Consider the following 25,653-nt stretch of genomic DNA (forward strand, 5'->3'; position numbering starts at 1 on the left):
CGTCCTGGCAGAATCCTACGTGTCCGTGTTGTTACTTTGCGCGTCCTGCGCTACGTCCATGGAAGCTAGATTAGCCCTGGATCCAATTCGCCGGTAGAGGGAAAACGCCAGCACGATGTGTAAGCTAATGCTTACACATCGTCATGATTTCAGAACTGGCCGGCTTCCAGCAGGAACAACGACTCGCTGCCCGCCTTGACCGAAGCGCTCAAGGAATGAATACGCGGCAACAGCCGGGCGAAATAGAATCGCGCCGTGCCCAGTTTGCTCGCGTAGAAATCATCTTGTTTTTCTTTGCCCAAGGCCGCCCTGGCCATCAGAGCCCACATGTAGGCATACGCGGTGTAGCCGAACGCCTGGAGGTACTCCACCGACGCCGCGCCGATTTCGTTCGGGTTGTTTTTCGCCCGGTCCAGCAGCCAGTCGGTCAAGTCGTCCAGCGTGTCGACAGCGCTGTTCAACGGTTTGATGAACTCCGCCAGATCGCTGTTGGCGGTGGCGGTGAAATGGCGGATTTCATCGGCAAACAACTTGTAGAACGCACCGCCGCTGCCGACGATCTTGCGCCCCACCAAGTCCAGCGCCTGGATACCGTTGGTGCCTTCGTAGATCTGGGTGATACGCACATCGCGCACCAGTTGCTCCTGGCCCCATTCACGAATGTAACCGTGGCCGCCGAAAATCTGCTGGCCATGAACGGTGGTTTCCAAGCCCAAGTCGGTCAGGAAGGCCTTCGCAACCGGAGTCAGCAGTGCCACCAGGTCTTCGGCGCGCTTGCGGGTGGTCGGGTCTTCGCTGAACTTGGCGGTGTCCAGTTGCATCGCCACGTAGGTGGAAAAGGCCCGGCCGCCCTCGTTCGAGGCTTTCATGGTCAACAGCATCCGACGCACGTCGGGGTGGACGATGATCGGGTCGGCAACCTTGTCCTTGTTTTGCGCGCCGGTTGGCGAACGGCTTTGCAGACGGTCACGGGCGTATTCAATGGCGTTCTGGTAGGAGCGTTCACCGGTGGCCAGGCCTTGGATACCGACGCCCAGACGCTCGTAGTTCATCATGGTGAACATCGCCGCCAGGCCCTTGTTCGGCTCGCCCACCAGATAACCCACGGCTTCGTCGAAGTTCATCACGCAGGTGGCGGACGCCTGGATGCCCATCTTGTGTTCGATCGACCCGCAGTTGGCCGCGTTGCGCGCGCCCAGGCTGCCGTCGGCATTGACCATGAACTTGGGCACCAGGAACAGCGAAATGCCCTTGGGGCCGGCCGGAGCGTCCGGCAGTTTCGCCAGCACCAGGTGAATGATGTTCTCGGTGAGGTCGTGTTCGCCGCCAGTGATGAAAATCTTCGTGCCACTGACCTTGTAGGAACCGTCGGCCTGGGGCTCGGCCTTGGTGCGGATGATCCCCAGGTCCGTACCGGCGTGGGGCTCGGTCAGGCACATGGAACCGGCCCAGACGCCGGCGTACATGTTCGGCAGGTACGCCGCTTTCAGTTCTTCACTGGCGTGGGCGTTGATCGACAGGCAGGCGCCGGCGGTCAGCATCGGGTACAGGCCGAAGGACAGGCTGGCGGAGTTGACCATTTCCTCGACCTGGGCCGAAACGGCCTTGGGCATGCCCATGCCGCCGTAAACCGGGTCGCCACCGACACCGACCCAACCGCCTTCAGCGTAAGTCTTGTAGGCCTGTGGGAAACCTGCCGGCGTGGTGACGGCGCCGTCGGCCCAGTGGCAACCTTCTTCGTCAGCGGCGCGGCTGAGGGGCGCGATGCTTTTGCTGGTGACTTTGCCGGCTTCTTCAAGGATCGCTTCGACCGTTTCGGCATCCACGGTGTCGGCCAGCGCCGGCAATTGGGCCCAGAGTTTCGCGACCTCGAACACTTCATTGAGGACGAAGCGCATATCGCGCAGGGGCGCTTTGTAGTCAGCCATGGCAAACCTCGCAGGATCTAAACAGTTGGTTCGTAAAAGACGGTTTTCGCAATGACCTGAGTGTACCTCAACAACTTTTGCGACACATAGGGTCAACCCATGACCGTTTTGTTATTTTTAGTCACCATAAAAAATCACAGGCTTCGTCAGCTCCTACAGGGAATACGCATTTCCATGTCGGAGCTGGCGGAGCCTGCGATCTTTGGCATTCCCTCTCTATCAAAGCGCAAACAACTCCGCCGGCAGCTTCATCAGGCAATCACTCCCAGCCTCCACGGCAGCCCGATGGGCGGTCGTGCGCGGCAGCAGGCGCTTGAAGTAAAACTCACACGTCGCCAACTTGCCCTGGCAGAAATCCCCATCACCTCGGCCGCTGTCGAGATGCGCCTGGGCCACCACGGCCATGCGCAACCACAGGTAGGCCAGGATGATGTAGCCGCTGTACATCAGGTAATCCACGGAGGCGGCCCCCACTTCATCGGGGTTCTTCATGGCAGCCATGCCGACCCGAGTGGTCAGTTCGCCCCATTGCTGGTTGAGCCCGTCGAGTTGCTCGATGTAATCCTTGAGCTGCGGATGCCCGGCATTGGCGGCGCAGAATTTATGGACGATCCGGGTGAAGCCACGCAGCAGCTTGCCCTGGCTACCCAATACTTTGCGCCCCAGCAGATCCAGGGCCTGGATGCCATTGGTGCCCTCGTAGATCGGTGCGATGCGGCAATCTCGCACCAACTGCTCCATGCCCCACTCACGAATGAAGCCGTGACCGCCGAACACTTGCATGCCGTGGTTGGTCACCTCCAGCCCGGTGTCGGTCATGAAGGCCTTGCAGATCGGGGTGAGGAACGCCAGCAGGTCCTCGGCCTCCTGACGGGCGGTTTCGTCCGGACTCAGGTGTGCGGTATCGAGCAATTGCGCGGTGAAATACGTCAGCGCCCGGTTGCCTTCGTTGAAGGCCTTCATGGTCAGCAACATCCTGCGCACATCGGGATGGACGATGATCGGATCGGCGACTTTCTCCGGCGCCTTGGGGCCGGTCAGCGCGCGCATCTGCAAACGGTCGTTAGCGTATTTGATCGCGCCCTGAAAGCTCGCCTCGCCCAGGCACAGGCCCTGCATGCCGGTCCCAAGTCGGGCGTGATTCATCATGGTGAACATGCAGTTCAGACCCTTGTTCGGCTCACCGATCAGAAACCCCTTGGCCCCATCGAAATTCAGCACGCAGGTGGCTGATGCCTTGATGCCCATCTTGTGTTCGATCGAACCACAGGACACGCCATTGCGCGCCCCGGCCTCACCCGTGGCGTCGGGCAGGAACTTGGGCACGATGAACAGCGAGATGCCTTTGGTCCCGGCGGGCGCGTCCGGCAACTTGGCCAGCACCAGGTGGATGATGTTATCGCTCATGTCGTGTTCGCCGGCGGAAATGAAGATCTTGCTGCCGGAGACCGCGTAGCTGCCGTCGGCCTGGGGCACGGCGCGGGTCTTGATGATGCCCAGGTCGGTGCCGCAGTGGGCTTCGGTCAGGCACATGGTGCCGGTCCACTGGCCGGCGGTGAGCTTGCTCAGGTAAGTCTGTTTCTGCTCTGCCGTGCCGTGGGCATGGATCGCCGACATGGCGCCATGAGTCAGGCCCGGGTACATGCCCCAAGAGGTATTGCTGGAGCCGATCATCTCGCTGATGACCAGGCCCAGGGAGCTGGGCAAGCCTTGGCCGCCATACGCCGGGTCCGCCGCCAGCCCATGCCAGCCGCCCTCCACGTACTGTGCGAAAGCCTGCTTGAAGCCTGTCGGCGTGGTGACTACCCCGTTGTCGAAATGGCAACCCTCTTCGTCACCGGAGCGATTGAGCGGCGCCAACACGTTCTCACAGAACCGGGCGCCCTCTTCGAGGATCGCGCTGACCATGTCCGGGCTGGCATCGCTGGCGCCCAGTTCGGCATAGCGACCATGGAAATCGAAAACGTGATCGATCAGAAAGCGCATGTCGCGCAGCGGGGCTTTGTACTCGGGCATGGTGGTTTTCTCCGGTAGCAGATCGTTGCAACCTACTGCCGCCTACCCGGGCCCACAATCACAGTCCAGACGCTGAATGCGCCGTCATCACTCAACCCGTGGCAGTCTCCATGCGCACCGCACCGCGGCGGTTCTGCCCGAAGGCAACCACACAGTTACGCCCCGCGCCCTTGGCGTTATAGAGCGCCTGGTCGGCGGACTTGAGCACTTCTTCAGGCGTGCGTTGCTCAAGGCGTTCCGCAACGCCGATGCTGACCGTCACCGATACGCTGGACGCACCGGCACCAGCACGACGCTGACGGCCTTGTTGGTCATCCTGGGGGCGACTGTCGGGGTTGCGCAGCTGGATGGCGTACGTCTCGATGGACTGGCGGATGACTTCCAGATGGGGCATGCACTCGTCGATGGTCTTGCCTGCGAACACCAGGGCAAATTCCTCACCGCCGTAGCGATACGCCCTACCGCCACCGCCGATTTTCGACAATTTGCTGGCCACCAGGCGCAGGACCTGGTCACCCACATCGTGGCCGTGGGTGTCGTTGAATTTCTTGAAGTGGTCCACGTCGCTCATCGCCAGCACATAATTGCGCCCCAGGCGCTGCATGCGTTCGTTAAGCGCCCGACGGCCTGGCAGGCCGGTGAGTTCGTCACGGAAGGCCATTTGATAAGCCTCATGGGCGACCGCCGCGGCGATCATCAACATGACCTGGCTGCACATGATGTTCAGCGTGAACGGCAGGATGAAGGTTTTCGGCAACATCCAGAACAACCCCAGCATCCCCACCAATTGCGCAGCATGCAGTGGCCGGGGGTTGCGCCAATATTGCCAGGCCAACAGCAGGAACGCGGCGGCAAACATCGGGTAAGACAATTGGATCAAGCTCATCCAGGCGCCGTGCAACGCGGGCCAGCGGATCTCCGAAAGCCACAACAGCAAGGCCTGGGGAAAACTCTGCTCCAGCGCCAACGCCACGCTGCCAAAGGCCAGCAACACCGCGAAGCGCGCCACCATGTCCTGGAACAGATGGGTGCGCTCCTGCCACGCCGCGAACAGCCCGAACAACAACGGCAGCAACAGGCAAACGAGATGGAACACCACCGCCGCGTCTTCACGCACCTTGCCGTTATCGCGATAGAAGTCAGTCTGGGTGTCCAGCAGGAAATAGGCGATGTACACCGTGACCATCAGAAACAGTTCACGTTGACGTCGGTAGACCGCGCAATACGCCCCGCCCAGCAACAACACCAGCGTCGGGAGCACGTTGAACAGCGAGGTGAAGAAAACGTTGAGGTCCTTGACGTAGGCAGCCGCAAGCCCCGCCAGCAACAGCAGCAATGACGGTAGGAAATGGCTTAGGCGTACAGCGGAAGAACGCGGCAAGGGTAAAGCTCCAACCCGGCTGATCAAAGATGGCATTGTGCCTGCAACTGGAGCCATAAGGCACGCCAGATGTGACAGATGTCACACTGCCATCGCTGTAACGGCAGGGGGAAAGGTTTTCTTAGGGGCGAGTTGGATGAATATTGTTTCAGGATCCTGTTGATCCCTGTGGGAGCGAGCTTGCTCGCGATAGCGGTGTGTCAGCCATGAAGGTGCTGACTGAACAAACGCCATCGCGAGCAAGCTCGCTCCCACAAGGGCCTGCGGTGGATACAGTTTTTGTGGCAGACATGAAAAAGCCGCTGCGTCCCGAAGGAAGCAGCGGCTTTTTTAGAAGAACCGCGTAAGGCTTAGTAACCCAGCGCGAAGTCTTCTTCTTTCATGTCCATCAGGTTGTTGGCGCCCGACAGCATGGTTGCCACGTGGGTACGGGTACGCGGCAGGATGCGCTGGAAGTAGAAGCGCGCGGTCTGCAGCTTGGCGGTGTAGAAGGCTTCTTCGGTGGTGCCGGCTGCGAGTTTTTCCGCCGCCAGGCGCGCCATGTCAGCCCAGAAATAGGCCAGGCAGGCATAACCGGAGTACATCAGGTAGTCCACCGACGCGGCGCCGACTTCTTCGCGATCCTTCATGGCTGCCATACCGACCTTCATGGTCAGTTCGCCCCATTCCTTGTTCAGCGCAGCCAGGGGTTCTACAAACTCCTTGAGCGCGTCGTTGCCTTCGTTGCCCTGGCAGAACTTGTGGACGATCTTGGTGAAGCCCTTGAGTGCTTCGCCCTGGGTCATCAGCACTTTACGGCCCAGCAGGTCGAGGGCCTGGATGCCAGTGGTGCCTTCGTACAGCATCGAGATGCGGCTGTCGCGAACGTTCTGCTCCATGCCCCACTCGGCGATGAAGCCGTGGCCGCCATAGATCTGTACGCCGTGGTTGGCCGATTCGAAGCCAACTTCGGTCATGAAGGCCTTGGCGATTGGCGTCATGAACGCCAGCAGCGCATCGGCCTTTTTCTTCTCTTCTTCATCCACGCCGTACTTGACGATGTCGACCTGCTTGGCGGTGAAGTAGACCATCGCCCGGTTACCTTCGGCGAAGGCCTTCATGGTCAGCAGCATGCGACGCACGTCAGGGTGGACGATGATCGGGTCAGCGGCCTTGTCTGGCGCTTTCGGGCCGGTCAGGGAACGCATTTGCAGGCGGTCACGGGCGTATTTCAAGCCGCCCTGGAAACCGATCTCGGCGTGGGCCAGGCCTTGCAACGCGGTGCCCAGGCGTGCGGTGTTCATGAAGGTGAACATGCAGTTCAGGCCTTTGTTCGCCGGGCCGATCAGGTAACCGGTGGCCGCGTCGAAGTTCATCACGCAGGTGGCGTTGCCGTGGATACCCATCTTGTGTTCCAGGGAACCGCAGCTCACCGCGTTGCGCTGGCCGATGGAACCGTCGGCGTTAGGCAGGAACTTGGGAACGATGAACAGCGAAATGCCCTTGGTGCCAGCCGGTGCGTCCGGCAGGCGTGCCAGCACGATGTGGACGATGTTGTCGGCCATGTCGTGTTCGCCGGCCGAAATGAAGATCTTCGTACCGGAAACCTTGTAGGAACCGTCGGCCTGAGGCTCGGCCTTGGTGCGCAGCATGCCCAGGTCGGTGCCGCAGTGGGGTTCGGTCAGGCACATGGTGCCGGTCCACTCGCCGGAAACCAGCTTGGTCAGGTAAGCCTCTTGCTGTTCGGGCGTACCGTGCTCGGAAATCGTGTTCATCGCGCCATGGGACAGGCCCGGGTACATGCCCCACGACCAGTTGGCTTCACCGACCATCTCGCTGACCGCCAGGCCCAGGGACTCCGGCAAGCCTTGACCACCGTGCTCGACGTCGTGGGCCAGGCTTGGCCAGCCGCCTTCAACGAATTGCTTGTAGGCTTCCTTGAAACCCGTCGGGGTCTTCACGCCGGACTCGCTCCAGGTGCAACCTTCGATGTCGCCCACACGGTTCAGCGGAGCCAGCACCTGCTCACAAAACTTGGCGCCTTCTTCGAGAATGGCGTCAACCATGTCCGGAGTTGCGTCCTGGCAAGCCGGAAGGCTCTGATAATGCGCTTCGTAACCAAGCAGTTCGTCACGAACGAAGCGAATATCACGCAAGGGGGCCTTGTAGTCAGGCATAGCGATAAACCTCTGCTGATGTAACCGGGAATGAACGACCGCGTGGATTTGTTGTGACGGTCAAACAGTTGTTTGAAACATACGTTTACGCCGAAATCTTGTCAAGCACCGATCTTTTGCCGTTCGTCATCAGCCTGAGAAAAATGTCGGACACGGGAAATCCATCGCGCTGAAGATTCCGCAATGCGCGTAGGAAAAGACTAGTTGAGCAATAAGGCGTTAGAGACAAGAACGCCGCGAATAATCGCGGCGTTTTTGTAAATCTGAAGAGCAGGATCAGGCGAAGGTATCGATCAACGTACCGAGCATTTCGTCGGATGCCTTGGCCACATTCACGCCCAGCTGCACCTGGAACTTGCCTTGGGACATTTCGACCATGTTAATGGCTTGGTCCGACTGTTGGCTGCGATCCACCGAGCGCAGGCGATCAACCTGTACTTCGGACGACTGGCTGGTGACCGAACGCTCGATCGTGGTGTTGGCAATCTGGCCGGCCGCCTGATCGACACGGTTCTGCCCTGTCTGAATCGTGCTCAGACCGGCATAGAACGCGGTGTTACCTGAGATTTCCATGGCAGAGCTCGTCTTCTTGAAGGGTCGACAATGGCCATTGAATCAGAACCCCACGGAAAAGACCCGACAAAAACACTAATGGCACAGTGCCTTGTCATAGTGAAAACCTTCCCTTGGATGATTAATCCAGCAAATCCAGGTGCAGATGCGCAGCCACGATGTCGGCAGTGATGCCTTTGATCCTCGGCACTCGCCCCAGGCACGGTGCTGGGAGACGTTCGGCCAGGGTGGCGAGATTTTCTTCCAGGCGCGAGGTCTTGGGGTCGATGATGTTCGCGACCCAACCGGCAAGTTGTAAGCCATCACGGGCGATAGCCTCGGCGGTCAACAAGGCGTGGCTGATGCAGCCCAGACGCACGCCCACCACCAGGATCACCGGCAAGCCCAGCGCTATCGCCAGGTCGGAAAGATTGTCCTGGCCGGCCAGCGGCACGCGCCAACCGCCCGCGCCCTCGATCAAAGTGAAATCGGCGCCCAGCGCCAGCACTTCGCGCATCGGGCCTAGCAACGACTGCACCGTCAACGCAACGCCCGCTTCCCGGGCAGCCAAGTGCGGCGCTATGGCCGGTTCGAACGCCACCGGATTGACCTGTGCATAAGTCAACGGTATCGAGCATTCGGCCAACAAAGCCGAGGCATCGGCGTTGCGCAGCCCCTTGGGCGTCACGTCGCAGCCAGAGGCCACAGGTTTTCCGGCGGCCGTGCTCATGCCTGCCTGCCGCGCAGCATGCAGCAGGCCTGCCGCGACGGTGGTCTTGCCTACATCGGTGTCGGTACCGGTAATGAAATAGGCCTGGCTCATAGCGGTTTCTCCAAAACGGCGTAGACCACCTGATAAGTCGCCGGCAGTCCTTGCGCCTGACGAAACTGCTCATAGGCTTCGACCAGCGCCAGGATCCGCGCCCTGCCGGTCAAGCCGCCGGGGCGACCGGGGTTCAGATTGTGGGCACCCAAGGCTTTCAATTCGTGAGTCAGACTGCGCACGTCGGGGTAATGCAACACATGGGGACGGTTTTCCAGACTGACGACATTCAGCCCACTGTCCGCGCAAAGGTGTTGATACGCCTCGAACGCACGGAAACGGTTGACGTGAACCAAGCCATCCACCTGACGCCAACTGTCGCGCAATTCGTACAAAGTGCCCACGCAGAGGCTGGTGAAGGCCAACACTCCACCTGGTTTCAACACACGATGGGCCTCGCTCAGCACCGCGGCAAAATCCGCACACCACTGCACCGCCAGGCTGGAGAACACCAGGTCGCAGCTCGCCGCTTGCAAAGGCAGTCGCTCAGCATCACCCGCCACAAAATGCGCCGCGCCACCCTGGGGACGAGCATGGTTGAGCATGCCCTCGGCGATATCCAGCGCCAGGCCTGTGCTCGCGCCGAAACGCGCGCCCAGGGCCCGAGTGAAATAGCCGGTGCCGCAGCCCAGATCCAGCCAACGTTGCGGCATGAATGAAGGCGGCAAGCGCCCGAGCAACTGTTGGCCCACGTCGCGCTGCAGCTCGGCCACGCTGTCATAGCTGGTGGCCGCCCGGGAAAACGAAGCCGCCACCTGGCGCTTGTCGGGCAAGGCACCGGGCAATTTGGGAAGAGACAAATCAGTCATCGCCGGACTCATGCAAAAAAGCCTGGATCGCCCCGGCGACACCGTGCGGGTCCTCCAGGAGGAATCCGTGGCCGGCCTGTTCGATCAGGCCGATTTCAACATCCGGCAGCAAGACCAGCAACTCACCCGCGGCTTCGGCTGGCACCAGGGCATCGAGCCCGGCAAACAGATGCAGTTGCGGGCCACGAAAGCGCTGCAACGCGGCGCGTGTGTCCAGTTGCGCCAGCACTTCAAGCCCAGCCATCAAGACCTCGGGTGAAGTACTCGGCGCCCCGGCCAACAACAACCGGGACAACCCGCGTGGATCGCTGCAGCCCTGGGCGCACAGCAGACTGAAGCGCTTGAGGGTCTGGCGCGGGTCGGCCGCACAGCCAGCGAGAAAGCCATCGAAGGTTTCTCCATGCATCGCGCTCGGCCATTGCTCATGGGCGACAAAGGACGGATTGCTCGCCAGGGTCAGCAAGCCGCAGCAACGCTCACCCCGACGCGCCGCCAGCGCCGAGGCCAGCATGCCGCCCAGGGACCAACCGCCCAGCCAGGCGTCCTGGGGCACGGTGGCGTCCAATTCGTCGAGCCATTCATCCGGATCGTTCGATACCAACGCCAGCAACGGTTCGATTTCCACCCGCAGGTGCTCGTCGAGCCCGTGCAGGGCCGCCGCCAGCGGCTCCAGCGGTGAAACGCCCAGGCCCCAACCGGGCAGCAGAATCAGTCGATCACGCATGGCTTGGCTCCGGGCCCAACAGGGCAAAACACTCGGCCAGTGCAGTCAACAATAGCTGCACCTGGGCCTCGCTGTGGGCGGCGGTCAGGGTCACGCGCAAACGGGCGCTGCCAGCCGGTACGGTGGGTGGGCGGATCGCCGTGACCATCAGCCCACGCTCGCGCAACATTTGCGACAAACGCATGGCCCGTCCCGCATCGCCAATCAGGATCGGCTGGATCGGCGTGAAGCTGTCCATCAATTGCAGGCCGATCTGCTCGGCGCCCTGGCGGAACTGACGAATCAACACCTGCAAGTGCTCGCGCCGCCAATGCTCGCTGCGCAGCAGCTCAAGGCTCTTGAGCGTGGCGCAGGCCAGGGCCGGCGGTTGGCTGGTGGTGTAGATGTAGGGACGGGCGAACTGGATCAGGCTTTCGATCAATTCCTCGCTACCGGCGACGAACGCCCCGGCGGTGCCGAAGGCTTTGCCCAAAGTGCCCACCAACACCGGCACGTCATCCTGGCTCAAGCCAAAATGCTCGACGATACCGCCGCCATGGGCCCCCAGTGGGCCGAAACCGTGGGCATCGTCGACCATCAGCCAGGCGCCCTTGGCCTTGGCTTCGCGAGCCAGGGCCGGCAGGTCGGCAATGTCGCCGTCCATGCTGAACACGCCGTCGGTGACCACCAGGGTATTGCCGGTGGCTTTCTCCAGGCGGCTGGCCAAACTCTGGGCATCGTTGTGCAGGTAACGGTTGAAACGCGCACCGGACAACAGCCCGGCGTCGAGCAGCGAGGCATGATTGAGGCGGTCTTCCAGCACCGTGTCGCCCTGCCCCACCAACGCGGTGACCGCGCCGAGGTTGGCCATGTAGCCGGTGGTGAACAGCAACGCCCGTGGGCGGCCGGTCAGGTCGGCCAAGGCTTCTTCCAAGGCGTGATGAGGGCCGCTGTGGCCGATCACCAAATGGGAGGCGCCACCCCCGACACCCCAACGGAGAGCCCCGGCGCGCCAGGCTTCGATCACTTGCGGGTGATTGGCCAGGCCCAGGTAATCGTTGTTGCAGAACGCCAGCAACGGCTGGCCGTCCACCACCACTTCCGGGCCCTGCGGGCTTTCGAGCAGCGGGCGCTGGCGATAGAGGTTGTCGGCACGACGGGCAGCCAGGCGTGCGGCGAGATCGAAGGGCATGCAGGCCTCAACTATTTAAAGACTGGCCAAAAACCTTGTGGGAGCGAGCTTGCTCGCGATAGCGGTGTACCAGTCGACACAAATGTTGAAGGTTCCATCGCCATCGCGAGCAAGCTCGCTCCCACAGTTTCTTGCATTCCAATCAGGGAATCGGTGAGCAATCAAACAGCGGCGTTGTAGAACTGCTCGCTGCTCTTCTGCTCCACCAGCGCCTGTTCAATCGCCGCCTGGTGCACTTCGTCGGCATGTTCTTCGCGGGCTTCAGGCTGGATGCCCAGGCGTGCGAACAACTGCATGTCCTTGTCGGCTTGCGGGTTGGCGGTGGTCAGCAGCTTGTCGCCGTAAAAAATCGAGTTGGCACCGGCCAGGAACGCCAGGGACTGCATCTGCTCGTTCATCGCTTCACGGCCGGCGGACAAGCGCACATGGGACTGGGGCATCATGATCCGCGCCACGGCGAGCATGCGGATGAAATCGAACGGATCGACGTCCTCGGCATTCTCCAGCGGCGTGCCGGCGACTTTGACCAACATGTTGATCGGCACCGATTCCGGGTGCTCCGGCAGGTTCGCCAGCTGGATCAGCAGGTTCGCGCGGTCGTCCAGGGATTCGCCCATGCCCAGGATGCCGCCGGAGCAGATCTTCATTCCCGAATCACGCACATAGGCCAGGGTCTGCAGGCGCTCGCTGTAGGTGCGGGTGGTGATGATGCTGCCGTAGAACTCCGGCGAGGTATCGAGGTTGTGGTTGTAGTAGTCCAGGCCGGCCTGGGCCAGCGCTTCGGTCTGCTCCAGGTCGAGGCGGCCCAGGGTCATGCAGGTTTCAAGACCCATGGCCTTCACGCCTTTGACCATTTCCAGCACATACGGCATGTCCTTGGCCGACGGATGCTTCCAGGCCGCGCCCATGCAGAAACGGGTCGAACCGATGGCCTTGGCCCGTGCAGCCTCTTCGAGGACCTTCTGCACTTCGAGCAATTTCTCTTTATCCAGGCCGGTGTTGTAGTGACCGGACTGCGGACAATATTTGCAATCTTCCGGGCAAGCGCCGGTTTTGATCGACAGCAGCGTGGAAACCTGGACGCGGTTGGCGTCAAAGTGCGCGCGGTGCACGGTCTGCGCCTGGAACAGCAGGTCATTGAATGGCTGGACGAAGAGTGCTTTGACTTCGGCCAAAGACCAGTCATGACGCAGGTTGGCAGTGGTGCTGGCGCTCATGGGCATTTCCTTGATTATGCTTGGCTGGCACCTGGGGCATGGAATACCCACAGGCGCGACACGGATGTTCGGCATATTTAAGGAAGAGTCATGCGCTGTCAACCACGATACAAAGGTCCGGTTTACATCTGGTTAAAAAACAAACAATACTGCCTGCTGTGCGGCGAAAGTACCGATACGTCGCAACCTATCTGCACACCCTGTGAAAGCGAGCTGCCCTGGCTCGGTGATCAATGCAGCGTCTGCGCCTTGCCGCTGCCCATGGCTGGACTGCGTTGCGGACAATGCGCCTCGCGACCGCCGAGCTTCGAACGGGTCCTGGCGCCCTGGGCCTACGACTTTCCGGTGGACAGCCTGATCACCCGTTTCAAGCACCAGGCGAAATGGCCCCTGGGCCGGCTGCTGGGCGAACTGCTGGCGCAGTCGCTGCAACATCATTTCGACGAAGGGCTGGAGCGGCCCGACGCGCTGGTACCGGTGCCACTGGCGACCCGCCGTTTGCGTCAGCGCGGTTTCAACCAGGCAGCGCTGCTGGCTCGCTGGCTCAGTGGGCCGTTGGCGATCCCTTGCGAAGAACACCTGCTGCGACGCACCCAGGACACCCCCGCCCAACAGGCACTCGATGCCAAGGCCCGGCGGCGGAACCTGCGTCAGGCTTTTGCCCTCGCACCCCAGGCTGTGTTGCACAACCGTCACTTGGCGTTGGTCGACGACGTGCTCACCACGGGCGCCACTGCCCAGGCACTGGCCGCCCTGCTGCTCGATGCCGGCGCTGCGCGGGTCGATGTGTACTGCCTGGCTCGCACGCCGAAACCCGGAGAGTCGGCTTGACGCGCCACGCCCAACGCGCCAACGTCCGCTCATCGACCTTTGCACGCAGTTTTCCGTCATGTCCTTACCCACGCTTCTGACCCAGCACATCGTTCGGCGACCACAACGCATCGCCCTGTTGCAGCACATCGCCGAACAAGGTTCGATCACCCGCGCCGCCAAAAGCGCGGGGCTGAGCTACAAGGCGGCGTGGGATGCCATCGATGAGTTGAACAACCTGGCGGACCAACCGTTAGTGGAGCGCAGTGTTGGCGGCAAAGGCGGTGGCGGAGCCAAGTTGTCGGCCGAAGGCCAACGCGTGCTGCGCCTGTATCAGCGCCTGCAAGCCCTGCAAGTGCAACTGCTGGAAGCGAGCGAGGACGCCGGCGACCTGGGCCTGCTCAGTCGCCTGATGCTGCGCACCAGTGCCCGTAACCAATTGCATGGCAAGGTCCTGGGCATCGACGCCCAGGGGCACAACGACCGGGTACGCCTGGAGCTGGCCCGGGGCCTGGTCATCGAAGCCCGGATTACCCACGACAGCACGCTGCGCCTGGAGCTGGATGTCGGCACCGACGTGGTGGCGCTGATCAAGGCCGGCTGGCTGCAATTGCACCCTGTCGAGCAAGCGGAAAAACCGGGAATCAATACGCTACGCGGCCTGATCGAACAGGTCGACGCCGCCGAAGACGGCCCCAGCGAAGTGCGCATCAGCCTGCCCAACGGCCAGACGCTGTGCGCCCTGGCCGACCCGCTTGAGCTACAAAAACAGCATCTAAAAAGCGGTTCACCGGTGCAAGTGACGTTTTCAGCGACAAATGTGCTGCTCGGCACGCCGCTGTAGCGTGTTGCAACAATAGTTTCATCGACCCGCTTTAAGGTGACTGCCAAAACCAGCAGGGAGCCTGATGATGAGCCTATTAGAAGAAAACCAATCCACCGACCTGGAAAAGATCGTCGGCCTGAGCCGTCGCAGCTTCATCGGCGCGGGCGCCCTGTGCGGCGCGGCGATGTTCCTGGGCGGCAACCTGCTGAGCCGCAGCGCGCTGGCCGCCGCCGTGAGCGAAGGCAACAGCCGGCTGCTGGGTTTCAAGGGCATTGCCGCCGCCACCGCCGACACCATTACGTTGCCGCCAGGCTACAAATCCTCGGTACTGATCAGTTGGGGCCAGCCGCTGCAGAAAAATGCACCGGCCTTCGACCCCAGTGGCAACGGCACAGCCCGCGCACAGGAAGTGCAGTTCGGCGACAACAACGACGGCATGAGCCTGTTCGAATTCCCCGGCGACAAGAACCGGGCGCTGATGGCGATCAACAACGAATACACCAACTACCGCTACCTCTTCCCCCACGGCGGCCAGCCGCAGTCGGCCGAAGACGTGCACAAGGCCCAGGCCAGCGAAGGTGTCTCGGTGATCGAGATCCAGCGTCGTCGCGGTGCCCAGTGGCAGTTCGTCCAGGAATCGCGCTACAACCGCAGGATTCATGGCAACACGCCAATTCGCCTGCGCGGCCCGGCCGCCGGCCACGATTTGCTGAAAACCAGTGCCGACAAGAGCGGCAAGAAAGTGCTGGGCACTTTCCAGAACTGCGCCAACGGCATGACGCCGTGGGGCACTTACCTGACCTGCGAAGAAAACTTCACCGACTGCTTCGGCAGCAGCAAGTCCGACTTGCAGTTCGATGAAGCGCAAAAGCGCTATGGCGCCACCGTCACCAGCCGCGAGATCAACTGGCACCTGTACGACCCACGCTTTGACCTGGCGAAGAACCCCAACGAGCTCAATCGCCATGGCTGGGTGGTGGAAATCGATCCGTTCGACCCTGAGTCCACACCCGTCAAGCGTACGGCCCTGGGCCGCTTCAAGCACGAAAACGCCGCCTTGGCACAAACCAATGACGGTCGTGCCGTGGTCTACATGGGCGACGACGAGCGGGGTGAGTTCATCTACAAGTTCGTCAGCCGCGAGCGCATCAACCCTCGCAACACCAAGGCCAACCGCAACCTGCTGGACCATGGCACCTTGTACGTGGCGCGCTTCGATGCTGGCGACGGCAACCCGGACCACCCCAAAGGCAAAGGCCAGTGGATCGAGCTGACCCACGGCAAGAACGGCCTCGACGCCAGCAGCGGCTTCGCCGACCAGGCGCAAGTGTTGATTCATGCACGCCTGGCCGCCAGTGCCGTGGGCGCCACCCGCATGGACCGCCCTGAGTGGATCGTGGTCAGCCCCAGGGACGGCCAGGTCTATTGCACCCTGACCAACAACTCCAAGCGCGGCGAAGACGGCCAGCCGGTAGACGGGCCGAACCCTCGGGCCAAGAACGTCTACGGGCAAATCCTGCGCTGGCGCACCGACCGCGACGACCACGCCTCCAAGACCTTCGACTGGGACCTGTTCGTGGTCGCCGGCAACCCGACGGTACACGCTGGCACGCCGAAGGCCGGGTCGTCCAATATCAATGCGCAGAACATGTTCAACAGCCCCGATGGCCTGGGCTTCGACAAGGCTGGCCGGCTGTGGATCCTCACCGACGGCGACTCCAGCAACGCTGGCGACTTCGCCGGCATGGGCAACAACCAGATGCTCTGCGCCGACCCCAACAGTGGCGAAATTCGCCGTTTCATGGTCGGGCCGGTGGGCTGCGAAGTGACCGGGATCAGTTTTGCACCGGACCAGAAAGCCTTGTTCGTCGGGATCCAGCATCCCGGGGAAAACGGCGGCTCGACCTTCCCCGAGCACTTGCCCAACGGCAAGCCGCGGTCTTCGGTGATGGTGATTACCCGGGAAGATGGCGGGGTTATCGGCGCCTGATCAGGCCTCATCGCGAGCAAGCTCGCTCCCACAATGGATCTTCAGCGTACCGCCGATCCCTGTGGGAGCGAGCTTGCTCGCGATAGCCTCGGCACAGCCCCCCTATCTGCCGCTGTCTGCGCTACCATGCTGGGTCGGACGCGGCAGCCCTGCCGCTGCGCAGGAGTCAGCATGTCCCATCCGTTTGAAACCCTCACGCCCGACCTGGTACTCGATGCCGTTGAAAGCATCGGCTTTCTCAGCGACGCCCGCGTGTTGGCCCTCAACAGCTATGAGAACCGCGTCTATCAGGTGGGCATCGAAGATGCCGAGCCACTGATCGCCAAGTTCTATCGTCCCCAGCGCTGGACCAACGAAGCGATCCTGGAAGAGCACAGCTTTACCTTCGAACTGGCCGAATATGAAGTGCCCGTGGTCGCGCCACTGATCCACAACGGCACCAGCCTGCACGAACACGCCGGGTTTCGTTTCACCCTGTTCCCCCGTCGCGGCGGCCGTGCACCGGAGCCGGGCAACCTCGATCAGCTCTATCGCCTGGGACAATTACTCGGGCGCCTGCACGCAGTCGGAGCAACCCGTGCGTTCGAACATCGTGAAGCCCTGGGCGTGAAGAACTTCGGCCACGATTCACTGGCCACCGTGCTGGCAAGCGGCTTCGTCCCTCGTAGCTTGCTGCCGGCCTACGAGTCGGTCGCCCGGGACCTGCTCAAGCGCGTCGAAGAGGTCTACGCCGCCACCCCTCACCAGAACATCCGCATGCACGGCGATTGCCACCCGGGCAACATGATGTGCCGCGACGAGGTGTTCCATATCGTCGACCTCGACGACTGCCGCATGGGCCCGGCGGTGCAGGACTTATGGATGATGCTCGCCGGTGATCGCCAGGAATGCCTGGGACAATTGTCGGAATTGATGGACGGCTACCGTGAGTTCCACGACTTCGACCCGCGGGAATTGGCGCTGATCGAGCCATTGCGGGCCCTGCGCCTGATGCACTACAGCGCCTGGCTGGCGCGGCGCTGGGACGACCCGGCCTTCCCACGCAGCTTCCCGTGGTTCGGCAGCGAACGCTACTGGGGTGACCAGGTGCTGGCGTTGCGCGAGCAACTGGCGGCGCTCAATGAAGAGCCGTTGAAGTTGTTCTGATTGCCGCTGCGGGTCCCCTGTGGGAGCGAGCTTGCTCGCGATTGCGATCGAACACAGACATCTGTGTCGACTGCCGCACCGCTATCGCGAGCAAGCTCGCTCCCACAAGTAAACTCGGTGATTGTTCACAAGCTTCCCAACACAGCCAGACAAATCTCCTTACAATCACTCCTTTGTTAGCTGCCTAAGCAAGGACTCTGCATGCAAGCCGCCAACCCGCGTCGCGGGTACATCCTGGGCCTGAGTGCCTACATCATCTGGGGTCTGTTCCCGATCTACTTCAAGGCCATCGCCAGCGTACCGTCGGTGGAGATCATCATCCACCGGGTACTGTGGTCGGCCCTGTTCGGCGCGGCGTTGCTGATGGTCTGGAAACACCCCGGCTGGTGGCGCGAACTGCGGGACAACCCACAACGCCTGGCGATCCTTGCCCTGAGCGGGACGCTGATCGCAGCCAACTGGCTGACCTACGTCTGGGCAGTGAACAACGAGCGTATGCTCGAAGCCAGCCTGGGTTACTACATCAACCCGCTGGTGAACGTATTGCTGGGCATGCTGCTCCTCGGCGAGCGCCTGCGCCGCATGCAATGGCTGGCGGTGGGGTTGGCGGCGGTCGGTGTGGCGCAGCAGGTCTGGCAAGTGGGCAGCCTGCCGTGGGTATCCTTGGTGCTGGCGCTGACCTTCGGTTTCTATGGGCTGATCCGCAAGCAGGCACCGGTCAAGGCGTTGCCAGGGCTGGTGGTGGAAACCTGGATGCTGGTGCCAATAGCCATCGCCTGGTTGCTGTTCAATCCCACGGCCATCAGTGCCCAGGCGGCATTCTGGACCACCTCCGAAGCCTGGTGGCTGGTGGCGGCCGGCCCCGTGACGCTGGTGCCGTTGGTGTGTTTCAACGCCGCAACACGGCATTTGCCCTACACTACCATCGGTTTTCTCCAGTACATCGCGCCGACGCTGGTGCTGTTGCTCGCCGTTACGCTGTTTGGTGAGCACCTGTCGTCCAGCACGCTGGTGGCGTTCCTGTTTATCTGGGCCGGGCTCGCGGTGTACAGCATCGATGCGGTGATCAGCATGCGCCGGCGCACCTGATCAAAAAACGAACAAACCTCTACAGGCCACGTCTGGCGTGGCCTGCGCTCATCCTTCCCAAGGTTATCCACAGCGTGATCCCCGCCGTTTGTGCACAAGCCCTTGAAAACTGGTGATTTTTTGAGCATTCCTCGCTGAGGCCCGGCGGGCCTGGGCTGGAGCCGGGTCTCTACAGGTTATCCACAGGCAGGCGCAGTTTTTCCTTGGATAACCTTTATTACGCTTCGTCGCTGAGCTTGAGCTCCACCATCAACTCATCGGCCAGGGTCTCCAGGCGTTCCTGCAACGTCTCCAGCGAAAGGGTCAACGGCACTCCCAGGATCGCTTCGGCGTGGAACAGCAGCTCGCTGCTCATCGGTGCCGGCCGGACGTCGGTCACCAGGCGCTCGACGTTGACGCCCTGCTCGCTCAACAACCGGGTGATGTCCCGCACGATGCCGGGCCGGTCGTTGCCCACCAACTCCATGGCGATGGGTTTCCAGGTGCAGGACTCCTCAAGGGCGCTTTCAGCGATCAACACGCGGATGTCGTGAGTCGATAGCCCCTGCAAGGCTTCGATCAGAGCCTCATGGGCCTCGGCCGGGGCACTGATCCGCAGGATCCCGGCAAACTGCCCGGCCAGGCGCGACATGCGACTTTCCAGCCAGTTACCGCCGTGTTCGGCGATGCAATCGGCAATGCGCTCGACCTGACCGGGCTTGTCCGGGGCGAAAACAGTGATGACGAGGTGGTCCATGGCGCAGTCCTCTTATTGGGGAAGGGACAGTATAGGCAGCTGATCGTGAGCAGACTGCAGGCCTGAGGATTTATCCCTCAGCCCTGTGGGAGCAAAGCTTGCTCGCGATGAAAGTAACTCGATCCCCCTGGAACCGAGGCGCCTGTATCGCGAGCAAGCTTTGCTCCCACAGGATGACAATAGAGACATCGTGTACAAAATTTAAGAATTATCTGGAACAATCCATAAGTTTTTTGAGAACATCCTGTGTCCCGACGTGACCGTAACACTTTAGTCGGTCGCGGAACGACGCAATTAGTCTAATTTTCACAACCGCAATCGATCATGTAGTATGCCGCAGCGAGCACTACATAACGTTGTACCGATGTCTGCTCAAGGCGCAGTCGCATCCCTGAAAAGCCCCGTCAGCAAGGCTTACACCCAGCCGCCAGCGATGGCATGTACTGGTTCCGGGGTTTGTGCTTTAAATGTCCCGAGGCTTCATTGTCAAAATCGAAGAGCTGAAAAGCGAAATAGCTGAGCAGAGTGAGGCAAGCAATGACTGAACACGTTCAAGTCGGTGGCCTGCAGGTCGCCAAAGTCCTGTTCGACTTCGTGAATAACGAAGCCATTCCCGGAACCGGCCTCACCGCCGACGCGTTCTGGGCCGGTGCCGACAAGGTCATCCACGACCTGGCGCCGAAGAACAAAGCCCTACTCGCCAAACGCGATGATTTCCAGGCGCGGATCGATGCCTGGCACCAGGCCCGTACCGGCCAGGCCCACGACGCCGTGGCTTACAAAGCCTTCCTGCAAGACATTGGATACCTGCTGCCAGAAGCGGCGGATTTCCAGGCCACGACGCAAAACGTCGATGACGAGATCGCCCGCATGGCCGGCCCGCAGCTGGTGGTGCCGGTGATGAACGCCCGCTTCGCCCTCAACGCCTCGAACGCCCGCTGGGGTTCGCTGTATGACGCGCTGTACGGCACCGATGCCATCAGCGAAGCCGATGGCGCGGAAAAAGGCAAAGGCTACAACAAGGTCCGCGGCGACAAGGTCATCGCCTTCGCCCGTGCCTTCCTCGACGACGCCGCGCCCCTGGCGGCCGGCTCCCATGTCGACTCCACCGCTTACAAAATCGTCGACGGCAAACTGGTGGTCACCCTCAAGGGTGGCAGCAACAGCGGCCTGCGTGACGATGCCCAGTTGATCGGCTTCCAGGGCGATGCCTCGGCACCGACCGCCGTGCTGCTGAAACACAACGGCCTGCACTTCGAAATCCAGGTCGATGCCAGTACCCCGGTCGGCCAGACTGACGCCGCTGGCGTCAAAGACATCCTGATGGAAGCCGCGCTGACTACCATCATGGATTGCGAAGACTCGGTCGCCGCCGTCGATGCCGATGACAAGGTGGTGATCTACCGCAACTGGCTCGGTCTGATGAAAGGCGACCTGGCTGAAGAAGTCGCCAAAGGCGGCCAGACGTTCACCCGCACCATGAACGCCGACCGTGTCTACACCGCCGTTGACGGTTCGAGCGTGACCCTGCACGGCCGCTCACTGTTGTTCGTGCGTAACGTCGGCCACTTGATGACCATCGACGCGATCCTGGACAAGCACGGCAACGAAGTGCCGGAAGGCATTCTCGACGGCCTGATCACCAGCCTGGCGGCGATCCACAGCCTCAATGGCAACACCAGCCGTCGCAACAGCCGCACCGGCTCGGTGTACATCGTCAAGCCGAAGATGCACGGTCCGGAAGAAGCCGCGTTCACCAACGAGCTGTTCGGTCGCGTCGAGGACGTGCTGAACCTGCCGCGCAACACCCTCAAGGTCGGGATCATGGACGAGGAGCGCCGTACCACGGTCAACCTCAAGGCCTGCATCAAGGCCGCCAGCGAGCGCGTGGTGTTCATCAACACCGGCTTCCTCGACCGTACCGGCGACGAAATCCACACCTCCATGGAAGCCGGCCCGATGGTGCGCAAGGCCGACATGAAAGCCGAGAAGTGGATCGGCGCGTATGAGAACTGGAACGTCGACATCGGCTTGAGCACGGGTCTGCAAGGCCGCGCACAAATCGGCAAGGGCATGTGGGCGATGCCGGATCTGATGGCGGCGATGCTCGAACAGAAAATCGCTCATCCGCTGGCCGGCGCCAACACCGCCTGGGTACCGTCGCCGACCGCCGCGGCCCTGCACGCGCTGCATTACCACAAGGTCGATGTGTTCGCTCGTCAGGCCGAACTGGCCAAGCGCGCGCGTGCATCGGTGGACGACATCCTGACCATCCCGCTGGCCGTCAACCCGAACTGGACACCGGAGCAAATCAAGAACGAACTGGACAACAATGCCCAGGGCATCCTTGGCTACGTGGTGCGCTGGATCGACCAGGGCGTTGGCTGCTCCAAGGTGCCGGACATCAACGACATCGGCCTGATGGAAGACCGTGCGACGCTGCGTATCTCCAGCCAGCACATCGCCAACTGGCTGCGCCACGGCATCGTCACCCAGGACCAGGTGATGGAAAGTCTCAAGCGCATGGCGCCGGTGGTCGACCGCCAGAACGCCAGCGACCCGCTGTACCGTCCGCTGGCACCAGACTTCGACCGCAACATCGCCTTCCAGGCGGCGGTCGAACTGGTGATCGAAGGCACGAAGCAGCCTAACGGCTACACCGAGCCGGTGCTGCACCGTCGTCGGCGCGAGTTCAAGGCAGCCAATGGGTTGTGATTGAGCGCTAGTGCTGCAACGAAAAAGCCCTGGTCGAAAGACCGGGGCTTTTTCATTTGCAGTCTATGACCGCTCTTGTGGCGAGGGAGCTTGCTCCCGCTGGGCTACGCAGTAGCCCCCAAAAAAACAGGGCCGCTTCGCGCCCCAGCGGGAGCAAGCTCCCTCGCCACAAAAGCTTTCTCGCCAGGCTAAAGCTCCATCCCCAACTCATGCTTGACCAACCCCAGCAGCTTGTCGGTATCGATCGGCTTGAGCAAAAAGTCCACCACGCTCAGGTGCATGGCTTCGATGGCGTCCTTCACGTCGGCATCGCCCGACACGATGATGATCGGCAGCGCCGCCCGCGGAGACTCTCGCACCAGGCGAACCAGTTCCAGGCCATCGACATTGCCCATCCGCAGGTCGGTGATCAACAGGCCAATCGATGGCTTGGTTTCCAGCATCTTGAGTGCCGTTTCACCACTGGCGGCGGTCATGCAGTGAATCCCGTCCAACGCCAGGATCTCCGACAACAGCTCACGAGCGTCCTTGTCGTCATCGACGATCAAGACGCGCTGCGGCGGCAGGTCAGGCTCCAGCATGACGGCACTCAGCGCCTCGCGCTCGGCGTCACTCAAAATATCGTGGTCGGACATGGTGCTCTCTACGTTCTTTAAATCGATCCCCTGGCACAGTGGTCAGACATCGTTCTGCGGCGCTTCAATGTGCACTTCGTCGGATTTTTTTCCAAGAACATTTAATGAAGATTTTTCTGACGCCTGGCGTAGGATTTTTCCGTAAGTCCAGCCCTAAGCAGCGACCTAGACTTACGTCCAATGGGCACCCCGCGCTGAGGGGCCGACCATGGGAGAACAGATCCGACCACAACAATTCAAAAAAGACTGCGTAATGGTTATGAAAAAAGCGGACGCCTTCACCCAGGCCGGGAAAACCGCGGTGTTGCAAAACATCCAGGGGACATTGCAGTTTCTCCAGCGTTTTCCACCGTTCAACCAGATGGAAAACGCCCACCTGGCCTATCTGGTGGAGCAATGCCTGCTGCGTTTTTATGCGCCGGGCGAAACCATCATCAAACCAGCCGACGGCCCGGTGGAGCACTTTTACATCGTCAAGCAAGGCCGGGTGGTAGGTGAGCGTCCGCATTCGGCCAAGGGTGGCACTGAAACCACCTTCGAAATCACCACCGGCGAATGTTTCCCCCTCGCCGCGCTGCTGGGCGAACGGGCCACGCGCACCGAACACCGGGCCGGCGAAGACACGTTCTGCCTGCAGTTGAACAAACTGGCCTTCATCAAGCTGTTCGCCCTGTCCGGCCCGTTTCGCGACTTCGCCCTGCGCGGGGTCAGCAGCCTGCTCGACCAGGTCAACCAACAGGTCCAGCAAAAGTCCGCACAAACCCTCGGCACCCAGTACTCTCTCAACACGCGGCTGGGCGAACTGGCGATGCGCCATCCGGTCAGTTGCAGTCCGGACACGCCGCTGCGCGAAGCCGTGAAGCTGATGCACGACCAGCAAGTCGGCAGCATCGTGGTGGTGAATGAACAGAAAGCCCCGGTGGGGATTTTCACCCTGCGCGACCTGCGGCAGGTGGTGGCCGATGGGTCCGGGGATTTTTCCCAAGCCATCGTAGGACACATGACCCAGGCACCGTTTTTCCTCTCGCCGGACCACAGCGCCTTCGACGCGGCCATCGCCATGACCGAACGGCACATCGCCCACGTCTGCCTGGTCAAGGACCATCGCCTGTGTGGCGTGGTGTCGGAGCGCGATCTGTTTTCCTTGCAGCGCGTTGACCTGGTGCACCTGGCCCGGACCATCCGCAACGCGCCCCGGGTGGAGAACCTCGTGGCCCTGCGCGGCGAGATCGGCCAACTGGTGGAGCGCATGCTGGCCCACGGCGCGTCGTCGACCCAGATCACCCACATCATCACCCTGCTCAACGACCACACCGTGTGCCGGGTCATCGAGCTGACCCTGATCGACAAGGGTGACCCAGGCGTGCCGTTCAGTTGGCTGTGCTTCGGCAGTGAAGGCCGGCGCGAACAAACCCTGCACACCGACCAGGACAACGGCATTTTGTTCGAGGCCCGGGACGCCGCCCACGCCGCGCAGATCCGCGGCCTGCTGCTGCCCATCGCTCAGCAGATCAACCAGAGCCTGGCCTTGTGCGGCTTCACCTTGTGCAAGGGCAACATCATGGCCGGCAACCCCGAGCTGTGCCTGTCCCGCGCTGAATGGGCCCGGCGCTTTTCGGCATTCATTCGCGAAGCAACCCCGGAAAACCTGCTGGGCTCGTGCATCTATTTCGACCTGCGGGTGGTCTGGGGCGATGAGCAAGGCTGCCAGCAGTTGCGCCGGCAGATCCTCGATCAAGTGGCCGATAACCGTTTGTTCCAACGCCTGATGGCCGAAAACGCCCTGCGCCAGCGCCCGCCCGTGGGCCGCTTCAGGGATTTCGTACTAAGTCGCAAGAACGGCGAAAAAGCCACCCTCGACCTGAAAGTGCAAGGCCTGACGCCCTTCGTCGACGGTGCCCGTCTGCTGGCGCTGGCCAATGGCATCGAAACCAACAATACCCTGGAGCGCTTGCGGCAATTGGTCGACAAGCAAGTGATCGAACCGCTCGATGGCGCAGCCTACGAAGAGGCCTATCACTTCATCCAACAGACCCGCATGCAGCAACATCAATTGCAAACCCGCGAGAACCTGGCCTATTCCAACCGCGTCGACCCCGACAGCCTCAACCATCTGGACCGACGCATCCTGCGCGAATCCCTGCGCCAGGCCCAACGCCTGCAAAGCAGCCTGACGCTGAGGTATCAGTTGTGAGCTTTTTTTCCTGGTTGCGCCCAGCCCAGCCAATGTTGTCCGAGGAAATGCAAAGACGCCTGGAACGCCTGCCGACGGCTTCAGTCTTGGGTGAATGCGACCTGCGGCAACAACGCTGGGTCGTGCTGGACCTGGAAACCACCGGGTTGAACCTGAACAAGGACCAGGTGCTGTCCATTGGCGCGGTGGTCATCGAAGACGGCGCCATCGACTTCAGCCAGCAGTTCGAACGCACCCTGCAATGCGATAAGCAGAAACTGGGGCCCAGCGTGTTGATCCATGGCCTGGCGCCCAGTGCCATTGCCGCCGGCAGCGACCCGGCCGAGGCGCTGCTGGCGTTCATGGAATTCGTCGGTGACAGTCCGCTGCTGGCCTTTCACGCGCCATTCGATTCCCACATGCTCGGGCGCGCCTTGAAAGACTACCTGGGCTATCGCCTGCAGCATCCGTTCCTCGATGTGGCCGACCTGGCCCCGATGCTTTGCCCCCAGGCCAACCTGCGCAAGTCAGGCCTGGACGAGTGGATCGATTGGTTCAAACTGCAGGTTTTCGACCGCCATAACGCCAGCGCCGACGCCCTGGCCACGGCAGAACTGGCCCTGATCCTGTTCAGCCGTGCCCGCCAGCAACAGATCCTGGGCCCGCTTGACCTGCAACAAAGGCTGAGCCAGTGGAAACGGCGGCAGCAGGCGCCTTCGCTCTAAATCCTCTACTCCAAAGGTGGTTCATCTGTGG

Annotated in this window: 20 protein-coding genes; 8 read left to right on the plus strand and 12 right to left on the minus strand. The window is 61.5% G+C overall.

All coding sequences use genetic code 11. From position 1 onward, the window contains the following. Nucleotides 1–149: 149 nt before the first annotated feature. The 10 genes from KI237_RS27730 to bioB form a co-directional block, all read right to left on the minus strand. Nucleotides 150–1,928, minus strand: a complete 1,779-nt coding sequence (locus KI237_RS27730; protein ID WP_212797866.1) for an acyl-CoA dehydrogenase C-terminal domain-containing protein — start codon at nucleotides 1,926–1,928, stop codon at nucleotides 150–152. Between the two features lie 219 nt (nucleotides 1,929–2,147). Continuing rightward, on the minus strand, nucleotides 2,148–3,944 hold the full coding sequence (locus tag KI237_RS27735) for an acyl-CoA dehydrogenase C-terminal domain-containing protein (RefSeq protein ID WP_212797867.1): 1,797 nt from the start codon (nucleotides 3,942–3,944) through the stop codon (nucleotides 2,148–2,150). Between the two features lie 91 nt (nucleotides 3,945–4,035). Then, entirely contained in the window at nucleotides 4,036–5,325 is a 1,290-nt protein-coding gene (locus KI237_RS27740; protein ID WP_212797868.1) for a GGDEF domain-containing protein, read from the minus strand. 350 nt (nucleotides 5,326–5,675) lie between these two features. Next, nucleotides 5,676–7,481 (minus strand): phenylacyl-CoA dehydrogenase, encoded by a 1,806-nt coding sequence (locus KI237_RS27745; RefSeq protein ID WP_212797869.1) that lies wholly within the window; start codon nucleotides 7,479–7,481, stop codon nucleotides 5,676–5,678. Between the two features lie 276 nt (nucleotides 7,482–7,757). After that, entirely contained in the window at nucleotides 7,758–8,054 is a 297-nt protein-coding gene (locus KI237_RS27750) for a pyrroloquinoline quinone biosynthesis protein PqqE (RefSeq protein WP_212797870.1), read from the minus strand. 121 nt (nucleotides 8,055–8,175) lie between these two features. Next, nucleotides 8,176–8,856, minus strand: coding sequence for a dethiobiotin synthase (bioD, locus tag KI237_RS27755; RefSeq protein ID WP_212797871.1), 681 nt, complete (start codon nucleotides 8,854–8,856; stop codon nucleotides 8,176–8,178). Continuing rightward, nucleotides 8,853–9,665: a malonyl-ACP O-methyltransferase BioC gene (gene bioC / locus KI237_RS27760; RefSeq protein WP_212797872.1), complete on the minus strand. Its 813-nt coding sequence runs from the start codon at nucleotides 9,663–9,665 to the stop codon at nucleotides 8,853–8,855. Before bioC ends, bioD begins: the two co-directional genes overlap by 4 nt. Beyond that, entirely contained in the window at nucleotides 9,658–10,389 is a 732-nt protein-coding gene (locus KI237_RS27765; protein ID WP_212797873.1) for an alpha/beta fold hydrolase, read from the minus strand. Before KI237_RS27765 ends, bioC begins: the two co-directional genes overlap by 8 nt. Beyond that, nucleotides 10,382–11,560: an 8-amino-7-oxononanoate synthase gene (gene bioF, locus KI237_RS27770; RefSeq protein ID WP_212797874.1), complete on the minus strand. Its 1,179-nt coding sequence runs from the start codon at nucleotides 11,558–11,560 to the stop codon at nucleotides 10,382–10,384. Before bioF ends, KI237_RS27765 begins: the two co-directional genes overlap by 8 nt. 161 nt (nucleotides 11,561–11,721) lie before the next feature. Next, nucleotides 11,722–12,777, minus strand: a complete 1,056-nt coding sequence (bioB, locus tag KI237_RS27775) for a biotin synthase BioB (RefSeq protein WP_212797875.1) — start codon at nucleotides 12,775–12,777, stop codon at nucleotides 11,722–11,724. Between the two features lie 90 nt (nucleotides 12,778–12,867). On the opposite strand from bioB, the gene KI237_RS27780 reads away from it, so the two are divergent. The 5 genes from KI237_RS27780 (at nucleotide 12,868) to rarD (ending at nucleotide 18,638) form a co-directional block, all read left to right on the plus strand. Further along, a complete protein-coding gene (locus tag KI237_RS27780) occupies nucleotides 12,868–13,608 on the plus strand; it encodes a ComF family protein (RefSeq protein ID WP_212797876.1) in 741 nt (246 codons plus the stop codon). A gap of 58 nt (nucleotides 13,609–13,666) precedes the next feature. After that, nucleotides 13,667–14,431 (plus strand): TOBE domain-containing protein, encoded by a 765-nt coding sequence (locus KI237_RS27785; RefSeq protein WP_212797877.1) that lies wholly within the window; start codon nucleotides 13,667–13,669, stop codon nucleotides 14,429–14,431. A gap of 67 nt (nucleotides 14,432–14,498) precedes the next feature. Continuing rightward, nucleotides 14,499–16,403, plus strand: a complete 1,905-nt coding sequence (locus KI237_RS27790) for a PhoX family protein (protein ID WP_212797878.1) — start codon at nucleotides 14,499–14,501, stop codon at nucleotides 16,401–16,403. Between the two features lie 171 nt (nucleotides 16,404–16,574). Beyond that, nucleotides 16,575–17,549 (plus strand): serine/threonine protein kinase, encoded by a 975-nt coding sequence (locus KI237_RS27795; protein WP_212797879.1) that lies wholly within the window; start codon nucleotides 16,575–16,577, stop codon nucleotides 17,547–17,549. A 201-nt stretch (nucleotides 17,550–17,750) separates the two neighbouring features. Continuing rightward, a complete protein-coding gene (rarD, locus tag KI237_RS27800; RefSeq protein WP_212797880.1) occupies nucleotides 17,751–18,638 on the plus strand; it encodes an EamA family transporter RarD in 888 nt (295 codons plus the stop codon). Between the two features lie 217 nt (nucleotides 18,639–18,855). Here the strand turns inward: rarD and KI237_RS27805 are convergent, their stop codons facing one another. Continuing rightward, a complete protein-coding gene (locus KI237_RS27805; RefSeq protein WP_212797881.1) occupies nucleotides 18,856–19,374 on the minus strand; it encodes a glycine cleavage system transcriptional repressor in 519 nt (172 codons plus the stop codon). A gap of 537 nt (nucleotides 19,375–19,911) precedes the next feature. Here KI237_RS27805 and KI237_RS27810 point away from each other — a divergent pair. Continuing rightward, entirely contained in the window at nucleotides 19,912–22,089 is a 2,178-nt protein-coding gene (locus tag KI237_RS27810) for a malate synthase G (RefSeq protein WP_212797882.1), read from the plus strand. Between the two features lie 188 nt (nucleotides 22,090–22,277). On the opposite strand, the gene KI237_RS27815 is transcribed toward KI237_RS27810, so the two are convergent. Then, nucleotides 22,278–22,724: a response regulator gene (locus KI237_RS27815; RefSeq protein WP_212797883.1), complete on the minus strand. Its 447-nt coding sequence runs from the start codon at nucleotides 22,722–22,724 to the stop codon at nucleotides 22,278–22,280. Nucleotides 22,725–22,983: 259 nt separating this feature from the next. Between KI237_RS27815 and KI237_RS27820 the strand changes: the two genes are divergently transcribed. Together KI237_RS27820 and KI237_RS27825 are read left to right on the plus strand one after the other, a co-directional pair. Further along, nucleotides 22,984–24,918, plus strand: a complete 1,935-nt coding sequence (locus KI237_RS27820; RefSeq protein ID WP_349305805.1) for a putative nucleotidyltransferase substrate binding domain-containing protein — start codon at nucleotides 22,984–22,986, stop codon at nucleotides 24,916–24,918. After that, complete coding sequence (locus KI237_RS27825; RefSeq protein WP_212797885.1) at nucleotides 24,915–25,622, plus strand: 3'-5' exonuclease; 708 nt, start codon at nucleotides 24,915–24,917, stop codon at nucleotides 25,620–25,622. The genes KI237_RS27820 and KI237_RS27825 overlap by 4 nt, the downstream gene beginning before the upstream one ends. Nucleotides 25,623–25,653: the final 31 nt, after the last annotated feature.

The organism is Pseudomonas sp. St316 (assembly GCF_018325905.1).
In the GTDB taxonomy this organism is placed as follows: domain Bacteria; phylum Pseudomonadota; class Gammaproteobacteria; order Pseudomonadales; family Pseudomonadaceae; genus Aquipseudomonas.

Excerpts from the sequence above, each read along its gene's own strand:
- KI237_RS27730 (WP_212797866.1), bottom strand. The coding sequence starts at position 1,928 with ATGGCTGACTACAAAGCGCCCCTGCGCGATATGCGCTTCGTCCTCAAT.
- KI237_RS27735 (WP_212797867.1), bottom strand. The coding sequence starts at position 3,944 with ATGCCCGAGTACAAAGCCCCGCTGCGCGACATGCGCTTTCTGATCGAT.
- KI237_RS27745 (WP_212797869.1), bottom strand. The coding sequence starts at position 7,481 with ATGCCTGACTACAAGGCCCCCTTGCGTGATATTCGCTTCGTTCGTGAC.
- KI237_RS27750 (WP_212797870.1), bottom strand. The coding sequence starts at position 8,054 with ATGGAAATCTCAGGTAACACCGCGTTCTATGCCGGTCTGAGCACGATT.
- bioD (WP_212797871.1), bottom strand. The coding sequence starts at position 8,856 with ATGAGCCAGGCCTATTTCATTACCGGTACCGACACCGATGTAGGCAAG.
- bioC (WP_212797872.1), bottom strand. The coding sequence starts at position 9,665 with ATGACTGATTTGTCTCTTCCCAAATTGCCCGGTGCCTTGCCCGACAAG.
- KI237_RS27765 (WP_212797873.1), bottom strand. The coding sequence starts at position 10,389 with ATGCGTGATCGACTGATTCTGCTGCCCGGTTGGGGCCTGGGCGTTTCA.
- bioF (WP_212797874.1), bottom strand. The coding sequence starts at position 11,560 with ATGCCCTTCGATCTCGCCGCACGCCTGGCTGCCCGTCGTGCCGACAAC.
- bioB (WP_212797875.1), bottom strand. The coding sequence starts at position 12,777 with ATGAGCGCCAGCACCACTGCCAACCTGCGTCATGACTGGTCTTTGGCC.
- KI237_RS27780 (WP_212797876.1), top strand. The coding sequence starts at position 12,868 with ATGCGCTGTCAACCACGATACAAAGGTCCGGTTTACATCTGGTTAAAA.
- KI237_RS27785 (WP_212797877.1), top strand. The coding sequence starts at position 13,667 with ATGTCCTTACCCACGCTTCTGACCCAGCACATCGTTCGGCGACCACAA.
- KI237_RS27790 (WP_212797878.1), top strand. The coding sequence starts at position 14,499 with ATGAGCCTATTAGAAGAAAACCAATCCACCGACCTGGAAAAGATCGTC.
- KI237_RS27795 (WP_212797879.1), top strand. The coding sequence starts at position 16,575 with ATGTCCCATCCGTTTGAAACCCTCACGCCCGACCTGGTACTCGATGCC.
- rarD (WP_212797880.1), top strand. The coding sequence starts at position 17,751 with ATGCAAGCCGCCAACCCGCGTCGCGGGTACATCCTGGGCCTGAGTGCC.
- KI237_RS27805 (WP_212797881.1), bottom strand. The coding sequence starts at position 19,374 with ATGGACCACCTCGTCATCACTGTTTTCGCCCCGGACAAGCCCGGTCAG.
- KI237_RS27810 (WP_212797882.1), top strand. The coding sequence starts at position 19,912 with ATGACTGAACACGTTCAAGTCGGTGGCCTGCAGGTCGCCAAAGTCCTG.
- KI237_RS27815 (WP_212797883.1), bottom strand. The coding sequence starts at position 22,724 with ATGTCCGACCACGATATTTTGAGTGACGCCGAGCGCGAGGCGCTGAGT.
- KI237_RS27820 (WP_349305805.1), top strand. The coding sequence starts at position 22,984 with ATGAAAAAAGCGGACGCCTTCACCCAGGCCGGGAAAACCGCGGTGTTG.